General features: G+C 67.5%; 16 protein-coding genes. 14 read left to right on the top strand and 2 right to left on the bottom strand.

The window, feature by feature from the left end; genetic code table 11:
• Positions 1-5: 5 nt before the first annotated feature.
• Positions 6-593, bottom strand: coding sequence for an imidazoleglycerol-phosphate dehydratase HisB (hisB, locus tag GV161_RS10535; RefSeq protein ID WP_152013189.1), 588 nt, complete (start codon positions 591-593; stop codon positions 6-8).
• Positions 594-774: 181 nt separating this feature from the next.
• Here hisB and GV161_RS10530 point away from each other — a divergent pair, with 181 nt between their 5' ends.
• On the top strand, positions 775-1,545 hold the full coding sequence (locus tag GV161_RS10530) for an isocitrate lyase/phosphoenolpyruvate mutase family protein (RefSeq protein WP_152013190.1): 771 nt from the start codon (positions 775-777) through the stop codon (positions 1,543-1,545).
• Here the strand turns inward: GV161_RS10530 and GV161_RS10525 are convergent.
• Positions 1,459-1,986 carry a hypothetical protein gene (locus GV161_RS10525; protein ID WP_193219506.1) on the bottom strand — a complete coding sequence of 176 codons (528 nt, stop codon included), beginning with the start codon at positions 1,984-1,986 and terminating at the stop codon, positions 1,459-1,461. The two genes, GV161_RS10530 and GV161_RS10525, sit on opposite strands and share 87 nt — an antisense overlap.
• A 42-nt stretch (positions 1,987-2,028) precedes the next feature.
• Between GV161_RS10525 and hslV the strand changes: the two genes are divergently transcribed.
• The 13 genes from hslV (at position 2,029) to miaB (ending at position 13,109) form a co-directional block, all read left to right on the top strand.
• Positions 2,029-2,598, top strand: coding sequence for an ATP-dependent protease subunit HslV (gene hslV, locus GV161_RS10520; protein WP_193219507.1), 570 nt, complete (start codon positions 2,029-2,031; stop codon positions 2,596-2,598).
• A complete protein-coding gene (locus GV161_RS10515; RefSeq protein ID WP_152013191.1) occupies positions 2,595-3,095 on the top strand; it encodes a GNAT family N-acetyltransferase in 501 nt (166 codons plus the stop codon). Before hslV ends, GV161_RS10515 begins: the two co-directional genes overlap by 4 nt.
• A complete protein-coding gene (gene hslU, locus GV161_RS10510; protein ID WP_152013192.1) occupies positions 3,095-4,402 on the top strand; it encodes an ATP-dependent protease ATPase subunit HslU in 1,308 nt (435 codons plus the stop codon). Before GV161_RS10515 ends, hslU begins: the two co-directional genes overlap by 1 nt.
• A gap of 66 nt (positions 4,403-4,468) precedes the next feature.
• Entirely contained in the window at positions 4,469-4,726 is a 258-nt protein-coding gene (locus tag GV161_RS10505; RefSeq protein WP_152013193.1) for an addiction module antitoxin, read from the top strand.
• Between the two features lie 6 nt (positions 4,727-4,732).
• A complete protein-coding gene (locus tag GV161_RS10500; protein WP_152013194.1) occupies positions 4,733-5,047 on the top strand; it encodes a type II toxin-antitoxin system RelE/ParE family toxin in 315 nt (104 codons plus the stop codon).
• 16 nt (positions 5,048-5,063) lie between these two features.
• Positions 5,064-6,662: a murein biosynthesis integral membrane protein MurJ gene (gene murJ, locus GV161_RS10495; protein WP_159650211.1), complete on the top strand. Its 1,599-nt coding sequence runs from the start codon at positions 5,064-5,066 to the stop codon at positions 6,660-6,662.
• Positions 6,663-6,828: 166 nt separating this feature from the next.
• On the top strand, positions 6,829-7,890 hold the full coding sequence (trpS, locus tag GV161_RS10490) for a tryptophan--tRNA ligase (protein WP_152013196.1): 1,062 nt from the start codon (positions 6,829-6,831) through the stop codon (positions 7,888-7,890).
• Between the two features lie 87 nt (positions 7,891-7,977).
• The gene (locus tag GV161_RS10485) at positions 7,978-8,472 is read left to right on the top strand and encodes a universal stress protein (protein ID WP_152013197.1); all 495 of its coding nucleotides are present in this window, start codon (positions 7,978-7,980) and stop codon (positions 8,470-8,472) included.
• A 93-nt stretch (positions 8,473-8,565) separates the two neighbouring features.
• Positions 8,566-9,132, top strand: coding sequence for a NifU family protein (locus GV161_RS10480; protein ID WP_152013198.1), 567 nt, complete (start codon positions 8,566-8,568; stop codon positions 9,130-9,132).
• A 38-nt stretch (positions 9,133-9,170) separates the two neighbouring features.
• Positions 9,171-9,854 (top strand): tRNA (adenosine(37)-N6)-threonylcarbamoyltransferase complex dimerization subunit type 1 TsaB, encoded by a 684-nt coding sequence (gene tsaB / locus GV161_RS10475; protein WP_152013199.1) that lies wholly within the window; start codon positions 9,171-9,173, stop codon positions 9,852-9,854.
• A 118-nt stretch (positions 9,855-9,972) separates the two neighbouring features.
• Positions 9,973-10,470 carry an N-acetyltransferase gene (locus GV161_RS10470; protein ID WP_152013200.1) on the top strand — a complete coding sequence of 166 codons (498 nt, stop codon included), beginning with the start codon at positions 9,973-9,975 and terminating at the stop codon, positions 10,468-10,470.
• A gap of 94 nt (positions 10,471-10,564) precedes the next feature.
• The gene (locus tag GV161_RS10465) at positions 10,565-11,362 is read left to right on the top strand and encodes a lysophospholipid acyltransferase family protein (RefSeq protein WP_152013201.1); all 798 of its coding nucleotides are present in this window, start codon (positions 10,565-10,567) and stop codon (positions 11,360-11,362) included.
• A 391-nt stretch (positions 11,363-11,753) separates the two neighbouring features.
• Positions 11,754-13,109, top strand: a complete 1,356-nt coding sequence (gene miaB, locus GV161_RS10460) for a tRNA (N6-isopentenyl adenosine(37)-C2)-methylthiotransferase MiaB (protein ID WP_152013202.1) — start codon at positions 11,754-11,756, stop codon at positions 13,107-13,109.
• Positions 13,110-13,199 lie beyond the last annotated feature (90 nt).

Below are 13,199 nucleotides of genomic sequence, written 5' to 3'. Positions count from 1 at the left end.
ATCCCTTACAAAGCGCCCTTGGTCGAGGGCACGCGGCCGCCCTCGCGCGGATCGACCTCGAGTGCCTGACGCAGCGCCCGCGCCAGGCCCTTGAAGCAGCTCTCGGCGATATGGTGGGCATTGTCGCCATAGAGCGTCTCGACATGCAGGGTGATGCCCGCATTCATCGCGAAAGCCTGGAAGAACTCGCGCACCAGTTCGGTATCGAAGGTGCCGATCTTCTGCGCCCTGAACTCGGTACGGAAGACCAGGAAGGGCCGGCCGGAGACGTCGACCGCGACGCGGGTCAGCGTCTCGTCCATCGGCAGATGGACGTCGGCATAGCGGCGGATGCCCTTCTTGTCGCCGAGCGCCTGCTTCAGGGCCTCGCCGAGCGCGATGCCGGCATCCTCGACCGAGTGGTGGTCGTCGATATGGGTGTCGCCCTTCACCTTGACGGTGGTGTCGATCAGCGAATGGCGGGCGAACAGGTCGAGCATATGGTCGAAGAAGCCGACCCCGGTCGCAATCTCGGCCTTGCCCGTGCCGTCGAGCACGAGCTTGACCGCGATATCGGTTTCGTTGGTGCGGCGCTTCACTTCGCCCGAACGCATGCTGACCTCTGTGCCCTCGCAAAACCGTGCCCGCTTTAGCAGGCGACCGGCCGGAAGGCCATGGCGTCGAGCGGACACTGGGTTCGACTGCCTGCCGCGTCGCCACAGCGCTGGGTGCACCTGCTGACAGAAGGCGACAGCCGGATCCGCTACCAGCGCCGCGCTAGGCAGGAGAGGGTCGATGACACAGGCCGACAAAGCAGCCGAGTTCGCCGCACTCCATGTCAAAGGCCGACCGCTCGTCCTTTACAATATCTGGGACGCCGGCAGCGCCCGCTCGGCCGCCAAGGCCGGCAGCAAGGCGATCGCCACTGGAAGCTGGTCGATGGCGGCCGCCCATGGCTTCGACGACGGCGAGGCGATCCCGCTCGACCTGATCGAGACGATCGTCGGCCGCATCGCCTCCGCCGTCGCGCTGCCGCTGACCGTCGATTTCGAAGGCGGCTACGCGCAAGACCCCGATGGCGTCGCGAAGAACGCCGCGCGGATCATCACGGCCGGCGCGGTCGGCCTGAACTTCGAGGACCAGGTCGTCGGGACCGGTGCGCTCTATGCCATCGCCGACCAGGTGCAGCGGATCAAGGCGATCCGGAGCGCGGCGGATAATCTCGGCATCCCCGTGTTCATCAACGCCAGGACCGATCTTTTCCTGCTGGAGGCCGACAAGACGCGGCACCCCGGCCTTGTCGATGCGGCGGTTGTGCGGGCGCAGGCTTATCAGCAGGCCGGCTGCAGCGGCTTCTTCATTCCCGGGCTGCTCGACGAGAGCGGCATCGCGGCGATCTGCGATGCGCTGACGCTTCCGGTGAACGTGATGATGATGGGCGGCGCGCCCGACCGCGAGACCCTGATCGGGCTCGGCGTGTCACGCATCAGCTACGGCCCCGGCCCCTATCTGGCGGCGCAGGCCCGCTTCGTCGAGCAATGCGCCGCCAGCCTGGCGGGCGCCTGACGGCGGAGGCCCGAAGCGCGCCAGAAACGCCCGCGCCCGCGGTATCGCATCGTGCAGGAACTGACCGGGCTCGCGCAGCCAGAGGCCGTCATAGGTCTTTGATTTCGCTTCGCTGATCAGCACGTCCTGTGGCAAGGGCACCAACGTCCCGCCCCAGCCCGGCCACCAGAGCCGGCCCTTGGCCCAATGATGGGCGATGAGGGCTTCTTCACAGCGATAGCCGTGGAAATCGAAGGCCGTCTCGCCGTTCGTAACGAAGACGTGGTTACCGGTGAAGCCCTCGGCCGGCCTGATCCAGACGGCGTGGAAACCATGCTCCGGATAGGCTTCCAGGAAGGCGTAGGCGAGGATGTGGCAGGCGCCGCAGGCGAAGAAGACCCGTTCGGACAGATTCCAGCGTTTCACCGGGTCGCTCTTGATACCGGGCTTCAGCCTGAACATGTTGGCGGTTCCCGTTGACCGTTTGCCCGAGACCGAATCGCAATGTCAGAGACTAGCAATGCCCCCGTGATGCACGCGACCACCATCCTGATGGTGCGCAAGGGCGGCCGGGTCGTGATCGGTGGCGATGGCCAGGTCTCACTCGGCCCGACGATCATGAAGGGCAATGCCAAGAAGGTGCGCCGCCTCGCCAAGGGCGCGGTGATCGCGGGCTTCGCCGGCGCGACTGCCGACGCCTTCACCCTGTTCGAGCGGCTGGAAGCCAAGCTGGAGCAATTCCCGACCCAATTGCTGCGCGCCTGTGTCGAGCTCGCCAAGGACTGGCGCACCGACCGCTATCTGCGCCGGCTGGAGGCGATGCTGCTCGTCGCCGACAAGGAGGTCTCGCTGCTGATCTCCGGCACTGGCGACGTGCTCGAGCCGGAAGCTTCCGAGCATGGCTCGGTGATGGCGATCGGGTCGGGCGGCAATTACGCGCTCGCTGCGGCCAGAGCCCTGGTCGACGGCGAGGCCGATGCCGAGACGATCGTGCGCAAGGCGATGAAGATCGCCGGCGACATCTGCGTCTACACCAACCACTCGCTCATCATCGAGAGCCTGGAGACCCCATGAATTTCGTCGCCGACGGCTACGCCTTCGCCCCCGCGACGCCCGATGATTTCCCGATGCTGGCGCGCTGGCTCGAACAGGGCCATGTCCGGCGCTGGTGGGGTGATCCCGACGAGGAGCTCGCCGAGATCGCGCGCATCTTCGGCGATCCCAGCATGGAGGCGCTGATCGTCAGCCATGACGGGCGGCCTTTCGCCCATCAGCAGAGCTGGGATCCCGCGCTCTGGCCCGACTACCCGCTGCAGGACCAGCCCGTGGGTACGCGCGGCATCGACCAGTTCATCGGCGAGGCTGACATGCTCGGCCAGGGCCATGGCACCCGCTTCATCGGCGCCTTCACTCGGCATCTGCTGGCGCAGGGCGCGCCGCGGGTGGTGATCGACCCCGATCCGGAGAACCTCGCCGCGATCCGCGCCTATGAGAAGGCGGGCTTCACGGCCCTAGACATCCGCGAGACCGGCGATGGCCCCGCGCTGATCATGATCCAGGAACCTGTTTGATGACGTCGTTTTCCCCCCGCGAGATCGTCTCCGAGCTCGACCGCTTCATCGTCGGCCAGAAGGATGCCAAGCGCGCCGTCGCGATCGCCTTGCGCAATCGCTGGCGCCGGCAGCAGTTGGAAGGGCCGCTGCGCGAGGAGGTCGCGCCGAAGAACATCCTGATGATCGGGCCGACCGGCTGCGGCAAGACCGAGATCGCCCGCCGCCTCGCCAAGCTGGCGAATGCGCCCTTCCTCAAGGTCGAGGCGACCAAATTCACCGAGGTCGGCTATGTCGGCCGCGACGTCGAATCGATCGTGCGCGACCTGGTCGAGGTCGCGATCGGGCTGGTCCGCGAGAGCCGGCGCAAGGATGTCGAGGCCAAGGCACATGTCGCGGCCGAGGAGCGCGTGCTCGATGCCCTCGTCGGACCGACCGCGAGCGCGACGACGCGCGACAGCTTCCGTCGCAAGCTGCGCAACAATGAACTCGACGACAAGGAGATCGAAGTCGAGATCGCCTCGGCGGCCTCCGGCGCGCCGATGTTCGAGGTGCCCGGCATGCCCGGCGCCTCGATCGGCGCGATCAACCTCTCCGACATGCTCGGCAAGGCCTTCGGGCAACGCGGCAAGCCCAAGCGCGTGCTGGTCAAGGACGCCTATGCACCGCTGCTCGCCGAGGAGAGCGACAAGCTGATCGACCAGGACGCGATCGTCCAGGCGGCGATCCGCGAGGTCGAGAACAACGGCATCGTCTTCCTCGACGAGATCGACAAGATCTGCGCCCGCGAAGGCCGCGGCGGCGCCGATGTCTCGCGCGAGGGCGTGCAGCGCGATCTCCTGCCGCTGATCGAGGGCACCACGGTCGCGACCAAGCACGGGCCGGTGAAGAGCGACCACATCCTGTTCATCGCGTCGGGTGCCTTCCACGTCTCGAAGCCATCGGACCTCTTGCCGGAGCTGCAGGGCCGCCTGCCGATCCGGGTCGAGCTCTCGTCGCTCGACGTCGAGGACTTCAAGCGCATCCTGACCGAGACCGAGGCCAGCCTGATCAAGCAGTCGGTGGCGATGCTGGCGACCGAACAGGTGACGATCGACTTCACGTCGGACGCGGTCGCGGCGATCGCCCGCATCGCGGTCGAGGTGAATTCGACGGTCGAGAACATCGGCGCGCGCCGGCTCCAGACCGTGATCGAGCGCATCCTCGACGAGATCTCCTTCACCGCGACAGATCGCGGCGGGGAGAGCATCACCATCGATGCCGCCTATGTCGAAGCGCGCATCGGCGACCTCGCCAGGAATGCCGATCTCAGCCGATTCATCTTGTAAGACACAAAGCGGCGCGGCTGGCTTTTGTCTTCATCCTTGTTCATATTGAAGACAAGGAGCGAGCCAATGCCGCGCACCACCACTACCATGACTGTCCGGCTCAGCGGCCCCTTGAGCGACTTCGTCGCCAAGAACGTCGGCCCGGACGGCGACTATGAGAATGTCAGCGAATATGTCCGCGACCTGATCCGCCGCGACAAGGAACAGGCCGAGCGCGTGGCCTTCGATCGGCTGAAGGCTGAGTTGCAACGCGCCTTCGCTGCCCCTGATTCTGCCTATCGGCCGCTCACTGCGGCCGAAGTGATCGCGCGCAACGACGCCTGACGGCCCATGGCCGAGGTCCGCATTCAGGAAGCGGCTTCGCACCGCCTCGACGAGATCTACCGCTATACGCGTGAGCGCTGGGGCAAGGAGCAGGCGCAACGCTATATCGAGGGGCTGTTCGAAACGTTCAGCCGAATCGAGACGCATTCGGTGATGTCGCGTCCGGTTCCAGCCGAGTTCGGCGTCGACGGCTTCATGGTCCGCCATGTGCGCCATGTCATCTATTGGCGCCGGCTGGCGAATGGCGACATCGGTATCGTTACGATCCTGCATCAGCGCATGCATCAGATCGACCGCCTTCGTGAGGACCTTGGGCTGTGACCGGGGAAAGGCGATCGTGAGTGATACATCGCCACAGCGAACCTCACGCCTCGCCCGCGATTCCCTGATCGTCGGCGCCGCGACGATCCTGTCGCGCCTGCTCGGCTTTGCCCGTGACGTGCTGATCGCGCGCCTGCTCGGCGCCGGCCCCGTGGCGGACGCCTTCCTGGCGGCCCTGCGCCTGCCCAATCTCGTCCGGCGGGTACTCGGCGAAGGGGGACTGAATGCCCCCTTCGTGCCGCTCTATCTCGCGATCAAGGCCGAGCGCGGCGAGGGCGACGCCAAGCGCTTCGCCGGCGCGGTTGCGAGTCAGCTCGGCCTGCTGCTGCTCGGCTTCGTCGTGCTGGCCGAGCTGTTCGCGCCCTGGGTCGTGCTCGGATTGGCCGGCGGTTTCGCCGATGAACCGCAGACGCTGGCGCTCGCCACCTACTACACGCGGCTGATGCTGCCCTTCGTGCTGCTGACCACGCTCGCGGCACTGCTCGCGGCACTGCTCAATGCCGAGGGTCGCTTCACCGTGGCGGCGCTGGCTCCGGCCCTGATGAACGCGATCCTGCTCTGCGCCCTGCTGTTCGCGCTGTTTCGCGGCGGCGACAGCCATGCCAGCGCGACGCTGCTCGCCGCCTGCCTCAGCCTCACCGGCCTCGCCCATCTCGCCATGATCCTGTGGCGCCTGCGCGGCATCGGCCTGCCGCGCCCCGGCCTGCTCTGGTCACCGGACATGAGCCGGCTGGTCCGGACCGGCGGGGCGACGCTGCTCGCCGCCTCCGCCGCGCAGCTCGTTCTCTTGATCTCGACGCAGGTCGCCTCGACCGAGCCCGGCTCGGTTTCGGCGCTATATTATGCCGACCGCGTCTTCCAGCTGCCGCTCTCCTTCTTCGGCGTCGCGATGGGCACGGTCGTGCTCTCGGCCATGGCCGGCGAACGGTCGCAGGCAGACCACGACGCCCTCCTCGGCCGGGCGCTGGCGCTCGGCCTGGCGCTGGCGATTCCGGCCGCGACGGCCCTGTTCGTCCTGGCCGAGCCGATCGTCTCGGTGCTGTTCGAGAACGGACAATTCAACGCCGCCGACCGCGAGCGCACCGCTTCGGCGCTCGCCGCCTTCGCATGCGGCCTGCCCTTCGCGCTCGCCGCCAAGGTGTTCGGGCAGGTCTATTTCGTGCGCCGGCTGCCGCGCCTGCCGCTGATCGCCGGCTTTGCCGCTGTCGCCGTCGCGGCGATCGCAGGCTACGCCCTGCTCGGCTGGCGTGATGCGGCGATGATCGGCGCTCTGGCGGCGAGCCTCGCCTTCATCGTCCAGGCGGGGCTGCTCGGCCTCCATCTGCTGCGCAGCAGACTATGGCGGCCGCACTGGGCCGATGCCAGGACGATCCTCGCCATCATCATGGCCGCCGTACTCATGATGGCGGCGCTCGAGGCCACGTTCAGGCCGCTCCTCTCGGCGCTGAACCCGGACCAGCCGACCTTGTGGCGCGCCGGTGCGCTGGCGACGCTGTGCTGCACGGGCGCTGCCGTTTACGCCGTTGCCGGCTTCCTGCTCGGCGCCTTCGACATGGTCTTGCCGCCGCGCCTCTTGCGCCTTCGCGCCGCATCCGTCAGAACGCCGCGTTCCTGAGCGGATCGACCCCCGACTCAAGAGCCCGTTCCGATCGGCTTGCAGCCGCAAGCTGATCGGTAAAACGGTCTCTTCCCAGAAGTGAGAGACGGATTCACCGATCAGGTTGGAACAACCTGATCGGATCCGGCTCTAAGATTTTTTCGCCCTGACGACGGAGCGCCCCATGGCCGCTTTCTCTCCCCGCGTCTTCTCCGGCATGCAGCCGACCTCGACGCTCCATCTCGGCAATTATCTCGGCGCGCTGGTGAACTGGGTCGCGATGCAGAAGACCCATGACTGCATCTATTGCGTCGTCGACATGCACGCGATCACGCAAGGGCTCGACGTCTGGGGAGGACCGGCCGAGCTGACCCGCGCCACGCGCGAGGTCGCGGCCGCCTATATCGCCGCCGGCGTCGACCCCAAGCAGAGCATCATCTTCAACCAGAGCCAGGTCTCCGGCCATGCCGAACTCGCCTGGGTGTTCAATACGATCGCGCGCCTCGGCTGGCTCAACCGCATGACGCAGTTCAAGGAGAAGGCCGGCAAGGACCGCGAGAACGCCTCGGTCGGGCTCTACGACTATCCCGTGCTGATGGCGGCCGACATCCTGCTCTACAAGGCGACCCATGTCCCGGTCGGCGAGGACCAGAAGCAGCATCTCGAATTGACCCGCGATATCGCGCAGAAGTTCAACAACGACTTCGCCGAGCGCATCGCCGAGCTCGGTCTCGGCACCGGCGAGCTCGGCTATTTCCCGCTGCCCGAGCCGATGATCCAGGGCCCGGCGCCGCGGGTGATGAGCCTGCGCGACGGCACCAAGAAGATGTCGAAGTCGGACCCGTCGGATTATTCGCGCATCAACCTGACCGACGATGCCGACATGATCGCGCAGAAGATCCGCAAGGCGAAGACCGATCCGGAGGCGCTGCCTTCCGAGGAGAAGGGGCTGGAGGGCCGGCCGGAGGCCGAGAACCTGGTCGGGATCTATGCCGGGCTCTCCGGCGAGACCAGGGCGCAGGTGCTCGGGCAGTTCGGCGGCAGCCAGTTCTCCGGCTTCAAGGCGGCGCTGGTCGAGCTCGCCGTCGGCAAGCTCGCGCCGATCGCCGGCGAAATGCGGCGCCTCCTGGCCGATCCCGGCCATATCGACGCCATCCTCAGCGACGGCGCCGACCGCGCCGCCGCGATCGCCGCGCCGATCATGCGGGATACCAAGGACATCACCGGCTTCGTGCGTCGGCGCTGATCCGGTGGGCGCCGTGAGGGAGGCTTGCGCTGACCTTGCGACGCCTGTCACCATGACATGTCCTGAAATCGGCGGCAGGCGATAGCAATGGTCAAGAGACGGCGGTCCTATGAGACGGGCCATCGCCCGAAATTCCTCGCTGTCGTCGACGACAGCCCGGAATGCTCGAAGGCGGTGCGCTTCGCGGCGCGGCGCTGCGCGCGCCTGGGCGCATCGATCGTGCTGCTCGGCGTGGTCACCCCGCCGCCGGACGAGACCTGGCTCGGCGTCGGCGACATGGTGCAGGCCGATGCCGAGGCCGAGGCGCAGGAGCTGATCGACGCGGCCGCCGCGGCCGTGCGCTCGCTGGCCGGGCTGGAGCCCGAGAAAGTCGTGCGCACCGGCATCAAGGCCGACGAGATGGTCAAGCTGATCGAGGCCGACGAGGACATCTCGCTGCTGGTGCTCGCCGCGGGCACTGGTCGGGACGGGCCCGGCCCATTGGTCGCCGCGCTCGCCGGCAAGGGCGCCGGCAGCTTCCCGATCCCGGTCGCGATCGTGCCCGGACACCTCGCCGACGAGGAAATCGACGCGCTGGCCTGATCAGGGCTCGCTGCTGCTGGAATGATTCCAGCGTCCGGCCTATATCGGGAACAGGAACGGCGGCCTTGACCCGCCGGCGCCGGAGACAAAGCCATGTTCATCCAGACCGAAGCCACGCCCAACCCCGCCACTCTGAAGTTCCTGCCCGGCCGCAGCGTCTCGCCGCAAGGGCCGATCGAATTGCGTGACCCCGCCTTGGCCGAGCGCTCGCCGCTCGCGACACGCCTGTTCGGCGTCAAGGGCGTCTCAGCCGTGTTCTTTGGCTCGGACTTCATCACCGTGACCAAGGCCGAGGGCGAATGGCCGCATCTCAAGCCCGCCATCCTCGGCGCGATCATGGAACACTACATGTCCGGCGCGCCGCTGATGAGCGACGGCGCCCCGATCGACGAAATCGCCGAAAGCGAGGACGAGTTCTTCGCCGAGGAGGACGCTGCGACCGTCGACACGATCAAGGAGCTGCTCGAGACCCGCATCCGCCCGGCCGTCGCCGGCGATGGCGGCGACATCACCTTCCGCGGCTACAAGGACGGCACGGTCTACCTCGTCATGAAGGGCTCCTGCTCGGGCTGCCCGTCCTCGACCGCGACGCTGAAGCACGGCATCCAGAACCTGCTGCGGCATTTCCTGCCGCAGGTGCGCGAGGTCGAGGCGGTTTGATCGCCATCCGCATCGCACCCGACCGGACCTAAGCCCTGATGCGCATCCTCGCGATAGATACCGCGCTCGGCGCCTGTTCGGCCTGCGTGCTCGACACCAGCGACCCGTCCCCCCTCGCGATCGAACAGACCGCGATGGAGCGCGGCCATGCCGAGGCGCTGATGCCGATGATCGAGCGCGTGATGGCCAAGGTCGAGGGCGGCTTCCCCTCACTCGACCGCGTCGCCGTGACCATCGGCCCCGGCAGCTATACCGGCCTGCGCGTCGGCATCAGTGCGGCGAGGGCGATCGCATTTGCCGCCGGCATTCCGGCTATCGGGATCTCGACGCTGGCCGCCAGCGCAGCACCTTTCATCGGCCGCGAGGGCGGGCGCGTCGTCGCGGCCGCGGTCGACGCCAAGCACGGCCAGGTCTGGTTCCAGGCGATGAACGCGCAGGGCAAGCAGCTCGTCTCGGTGCGCCAGGTCAACCATCGCGACGCCGCCCGCGCCATCGGTGCCGGCCCGGTCTCGCTGGTCGGTTCGGCTGCGCTCGCCGTCGCCAACGAAGCCTGGGCGATCGGCCTCGACGCGCTCGTCGTCGACGACGCCAAGGCGCCGGACGTGATCTGGGTGGCGCGCCTCGGCGCGATCGCCGACCCGGAAACCGCCCCGCCGCGCCCGCTCTATCTCAAGGCGCCGGAAACGACGCCGCAGGACCGCGCCCGGCTGCCGCGGCGCTAGAGCAGGATGCGAAGAAGTGGGAACCGGTTTTTCGCAGGAAACCTGCTCCAAACTCTTAGAATCGATCACGTTTCATGGTTTTGGATCGATTCGATCCAAATCATCGTGATCTAGCGCGATGGGCTGGTTCCAATCCCTGCTCAGGCGCCGGCCGAAGACGGGCCGCGCCGGCCCGCTCGACGTCCGCCATGCCCGCCAGGTCGCGGCCCTGCATCACCAGGGCGGCTTCGCGCGACTGTGGGAGCCCGGCGAATGCGCTGCCCTGCTCGCCGACCGGGCGGTCGTGGCCGAGGGCGTGTTCATCGGCAGCGCCAGCGAGCCCTGCGGCTTCGTGATGTCGCGGCTGGCCTCCGACGAGGCGGAGATCCTCAGCATCGTCGTCGCCGGCGGGAGGCGCCGGTCGGGCCTCGGGCAGACGCTGCTCTGCGCTCATCTCGCGCAATTGGCGGCGCGCGGCACAGCACGGCTCTTCCTCGAGGTCGAGGAGGGCAACGCGCCGGCAATCGGGCTTTACCGGCGACTCGGATTCGAGACCGTCGGGCGGCGCGAGGGATACTACCCGAAGCCGGACGGCAACCGCGCCGCCGCGCTGGTGATGCGGCGCGATCTCGCCTGAGTTCTGCTTCGGCTGGCATAGACGGCCGTAGGAGGGCCGATTATAGCCGGGCTCGCAGAAGCGGGGCGCCAACGCAGAGAATGAACGGCTCAGCATGAAAGGCATCCGTCCCGGCGCCATGGTGCGGCTCGCGCTGCTCGTCTTCGGCACGCTCGTCCTGATTCCGCCGCAGCTTGTCGCGATGCGCCTCGGGCGGCCGTTCTATTTCACACGGCTGTTCCAGAAACTGGGCTGCCGCTGCTTCGGCGTGCGCATCACAACGCACGGCGCGCCTCCGCCGGCAGGCCAGGGCGGGCTGATTGTCGCCAACCACACCTCCTGGCTCGACATCCCCGTCATCGGCACGACCGGGCCGCTCTCCTTCGTCGCCAAGGCCGAGGTCGCGACCTGGCCGGTGATCGGCTGGCTCTCGACGCTGCAGCGCACCGTCTTCATCGACCGGATGCGCCGCGGCGCCACCGCCGGCGTCGCCAGCGAGATGGGCAAGCGCCTGCAAAACGGACAGTCGGTGGTACTGTTCGCCGAGGGCACCACCGGCGACGGCACGCGCGTCCTGCCGCTGCGCTCTTCCTTGCTCGGGGCCGCTCACGAAGCCGTGCGCGGGGCGGACGAGGCCGAGACCACGGTCTATCCGCTCTGCGTCACCTATACCGGCTTCCACGGCCTGCGCGGCGGCCGGGCCGAGCGCTCAGCGCTGTCCTGGTATGGCGACACCGAACTCGCGCCGCATTTCCGGGCGATGATCAATTCCGGCGCCATCGACGTCGAGCTCGCCTGGGGCGAGCCGATCCGGATGGGCCGCAAGCTCTCGCGCAAGGAGGCGACGCGCCTCGCCGAGATCGCGATCCGCCGGGCACGGCAGGACGCCGTCACCGGCCGGTCACGCGCCTGAGCCAGATTCGCATCGGCTCAGAGCCTCTAACAAAATCTGAGCAGGTCTGGATGGGTCTTGGAGGAGCCGAATGCCAGGAGGAGCGCGCAGCCGATATCCTTCGATATCGGCAAGTCGGTCCGACGCCGCAGGCGGCCCTCCAAGACCCACCTTCGGCGCCGGCAATTCGCCCGCCCGCGGCGTTGTATCGCTTGCCGATACTAACGGTATCGGCTTCGCGCCGCTCCTGGCGGAACGGGCGAATTGCCGACGTCCAGACTTGCTCAGATTTTGTTAGAGGCTCTCAGACTGTTGCGGCCCGGATATTGCGTGGCGACCAGCGACGGCGATATGATTCCCATGCCCGGGGCGATTGGGATAAGGAGACGCGGTTGAGGCCGGATCAGCGTTGATGAAGAAAGTCCACATCAAGTCCTATGGCTGCCAGATGAACGTCTATGACGGCCAGCGCATGGCCGACGTCCTGGGCCAGGAGGGCTATGTCGAGACTGCGACGCCCGACGACGCCGACCTCATCCTGCTGAATACCTGCCATATCCGCGAGCGCGCGGCGCACAAGGTCTATACCGAGCTCGGCAAGCTGCGCGACCTGAAGCGCGAGCGGAAGGCGCAAGGGCGCGAGACCCAGCTCGTCGTCGCCGGCTGCGTCGCCCAGGCCGAAGGCGCCGAGATCCAGCGCCGCCAGCCGGCCGTCGACCTCGTCATCGGCCCGCAGACCTATCACCGCCTGCCCGAATTGCTGGCGCAGGCGAAAAGCGGCCGCGTCGTCGATACGGAATTGCCGCCGGAGGACAAGTTCGATCACCTGCCGGCGCCGAAGCCGGCGGCGATCGTCGCCCGCGGCGTCTCTGCCTTCGTCACCGTGCAGGAGGGCTGCGACAAGTTCTGCGCCTTCTGCGTCGTGCCCTATACGCGCGGCGCCGAATTCTCGCGCCCGGTCGCCCAGGTGCTCGCCGAAGTCGAGCGGTTGGCGCAAGCCGGCGTGCAGGACGTCTCGCTGCTCGGCCAGAACGTCAACGCCTATCATGGCGATGGCACCGACGGCCGGGTCTGGACGCTGGCGCGATTGATGCGGCGCATCGCCGAGGTGCCGGGCATCGCCCGCATCCGCTATACGACCAGCCATCCGCGCGACATGGACGAGAACCTGATCGCTCTCCATCGCGACCTGCCGCAGGTGATGCCGTTCCTGCACCTGCCGGTGCAGGCCGGTTCCGACCGGATTCTTGCAGCGATGAACCGCAAGCATACCGGCGACGAATACCGCCGGCTGATCGACCGGATCCGCGCAGCGCGGCCCGATATCGCCCTGTCTTCCGACTTCATCGTCGGCTTCCCCGGCGAGAGCGATGCCGATTTCGAGGAGACGCTGCGGCTGATCGCCGATGTGCGCTTCGCCTCGGCCTATTCGTTCAAGTACTCGCCGCGTCCCGGCACGCCCGCGGCCGAGCTTTCCGAGCAGGTGCCGCCCGCCGTGATGGACGAGCGGCTCTACCGGCTGCAGGCTTTGGTCGAGCAGCATCGGCAGGAGTTCAACCACACCATGGTCGGGCGCACCGTCGAGATTCTGATCGAGCGCAACGGGCGGCATCCCGGCCAGCTCGCCGGCAAGACGCCCTATATGCAGGCGGTCCAAATCGAGAGCGCGACGCACCGGATCGGCGATCGCGTCATGGTCCAGATCGAGCGCGCCGGGTCGAACTCGCTGTTTGGCCGCGCGGTGGAACAGCCGGGGTTGGCTGCCTGAGACGGTTCGAGTGCGTAGCGTGCGATGGCGTCGGCGTTGCGGTGATGGTTTTTGACTGCGCCTGTCCGACTCATTCCCACTGGAGACAAT

This window comes from Bosea sp. 29B, assembly GCF_902506165.1.
In the GTDB taxonomy this organism is placed as follows: Bacteria; Pseudomonadota; Alphaproteobacteria; order Rhizobiales; family Beijerinckiaceae; genus Allobosea.
This window is presented reverse-complemented; position numbering and strand designations above follow the sequence as displayed.

Coding starts and splice junctions, on each gene's coding strand:
- hslV (WP_193219507.1), top strand. CDS start 2,029: ATGTCAGAGACTAGCAATGCCCCCGTGATGCACGCGACCACCATCCTG.
- GV161_RS10485 (WP_152013197.1), top strand. CDS start 7,978: ATGGTCAAGAGACGGCGGTCCTATGAGACGGGCCATCGCCCGAAATTC.
- hslU (WP_152013192.1), top strand. CDS start 3,095: ATGACGTCGTTTTCCCCCCGCGAGATCGTCTCCGAGCTCGACCGCTTC.
- GV161_RS10500 (WP_152013194.1), top strand. CDS start 4,733: ATGGCCGAGGTCCGCATTCAGGAAGCGGCTTCGCACCGCCTCGACGAG.
- GV161_RS10515 (WP_152013191.1), top strand. CDS start 2,595: ATGAATTTCGTCGCCGACGGCTACGCCTTCGCCCCCGCGACGCCCGAT.
- miaB (WP_152013202.1), top strand. CDS start 11,754: ATGAAGAAAGTCCACATCAAGTCCTATGGCTGCCAGATGAACGTCTAT.
- trpS (WP_152013196.1), top strand. CDS start 6,829: ATGGCCGCTTTCTCTCCCCGCGTCTTCTCCGGCATGCAGCCGACCTCG.
- GV161_RS10530 (WP_152013190.1), top strand. CDS start 775: ATGACACAGGCCGACAAAGCAGCCGAGTTCGCCGCACTCCATGTCAAA.
- tsaB (WP_152013199.1), top strand. CDS start 9,171: ATGCGCATCCTCGCGATAGATACCGCGCTCGGCGCCTGTTCGGCCTGC.
- GV161_RS10505 (WP_152013193.1), top strand. CDS start 4,469: ATGCCGCGCACCACCACTACCATGACTGTCCGGCTCAGCGGCCCCTTG.
- GV161_RS10525 (WP_193219506.1), bottom strand. CDS start 1,986: ATGTTCAGGCTGAAGCCCGGTATCAAGAGCGACCCGGTGAAACGCTGG.
- GV161_RS10480 (WP_152013198.1), top strand. CDS start 8,566: ATGTTCATCCAGACCGAAGCCACGCCCAACCCCGCCACTCTGAAGTTC.
- hisB (WP_152013189.1), bottom strand. CDS start 593: ATGCGTTCGGGCGAAGTGAAGCGCCGCACCAACGAAACCGATATCGCG.
- GV161_RS10465 (WP_152013201.1), top strand. CDS start 10,565: ATGAAAGGCATCCGTCCCGGCGCCATGGTGCGGCTCGCGCTGCTCGTC.
- GV161_RS10470 (WP_152013200.1), top strand. CDS start 9,973: ATGGGCTGGTTCCAATCCCTGCTCAGGCGCCGGCCGAAGACGGGCCGC.